The following is a 1,349-nucleotide window of genomic DNA, read 5'->3' as shown; positions in this document are numbered from 1 at the left end:
GAGGCTGTAAAATAAACTGTGTCACAATCCACCCCCAATAACCCAAAACCTTACTATAATGTAGGGAAAGGATTGTGACAATGACAAACGAAGAACTTGACTCGGTAATGGCCAAGGCCAAGGAACAGTTCAAGAAGGGCGAGCCGCTCTTCGGCAAGAACGGGGCGTTCCACTTCATGCTGGAGAACTTCCTGAACACGGCTCTGGACGCCGAGATGGATGACCATCTCGCCGAAAACAAGGGGAACGGAGGCAAGGACCGGCGCAACGGGAAGATGCGGAAGACGGTCCAGAGCGAGTACGGTCCCGTGGAAATCGAGACCCCGAGGGACAGGGACGGCACCTTCGAACCCGAGGTCGTCAAGAAGCGCGAGACGATCCTTGCGGAAGGTCTGTCGGACAAGATTATCGGGCTGTACGCCCAGGGCCAGAGCACCCGCGACATAAGCCGTTTTATCGAGGAGAACTACGGAAGTTCCATCTCCGCGGAAACCATAAGCCACATCACGGACAAGGTATGGCCGGAAATCCAGTCCTGGCGTAATCGCGGTCTCGAGGACGTCTATCCGATCGTCTGGCTCGACGCCATCCACTACAAGGTGAAGGACGAGAAGGGGGCCGTCGTGTCCCGAGCCATCTACAACGTTCTCGGCGTTGACCGTCACGGGTTCAAGGACCTGCTTGGAATGTATGTCTCGCAAAGCGAGGGGGCGAACTTCTGGCTCAGCGTGCTTACCGACCTCAAGAACCGCGGCGTCAAGGACATCCTTGTCGCATGCGTCGACGGCCTGAAGGGCTTCCCGGACGCGATAGGCGCAGTGTTCCCGGAAACGGACGTGCAGCTGTGCATAGTGCACCAGATCAGGAACTCGCTCAAGTATGTCGCGAGCAAGAACCAGAAGGAGTTCCTTGTCGACTTGAAGCTCGTATACCAAGCAAAGACGCTCGAAAAGGCGGAAATGGAACTTGGAAACCTCGCCACAAAATGGGGAGAAAAATACCCGATAGTCGTCCGTTCCTGGCAGGAGAACTGGCCCAACCTGAGCCGCTATTTTCAGTATACCGAAGACATCCGCAGGCTCATCTACACGACCAACACCGTCGAGGGCTACCACCGCCAGGTTCGCAAGGTGACGAAGACGAAGGGCGTGTTCACGTCCGACGACTCCCTCGTCAAGCTGGTCTATCTCGCTTACCGCAATATCAGGAAGAAATGGACGATGCCGCTTGCAAACTGGTCGCTGATTGCGCAACAGCTGTGCATCAGGTTCGGCGACCGGTTCGTAATTTTATAATTTTTGCCAAGGAATCAAACAACGGACGATGACACAGTTTGATTTACACTACCT

The 1,349-nt window shown here is 55.0% G+C and carries 1 protein-coding gene; it reads left to right on the top strand.

Annotation, left to right across the window (positions count from 1 at the left end):
- Positions 1–80 precede the first annotated feature (80 nt).
- Positions 81–1,295, top strand: coding sequence for an IS256 family transposase (locus B7988_RS14765; RefSeq protein WP_088639041.1), 1,215 nt, complete (start codon positions 81–83; stop codon positions 1,293–1,295).
- Positions 1,296–1,349: the final 54 nt, after the last annotated feature.

This window comes from Fibrobacter sp. UWB1 (assembly GCF_002210325.1).
In the GTDB taxonomy this organism is placed as follows: Bacteria; Fibrobacterota; Fibrobacteria; order Fibrobacterales; family Fibrobacteraceae; genus Fibrobacter.
Note: the sequence above shows the minus strand (reverse complement) of the source record. Positions and strands in the feature narration are given on the sequence as shown.

Coding starts and splice junctions, on each gene's coding strand:
- B7988_RS14765 (WP_088639041.1), top strand. CDS start 81: ATGACAAACGAAGAACTTGACTCGGTAATGGCCAAGGCCAAGGAACAG.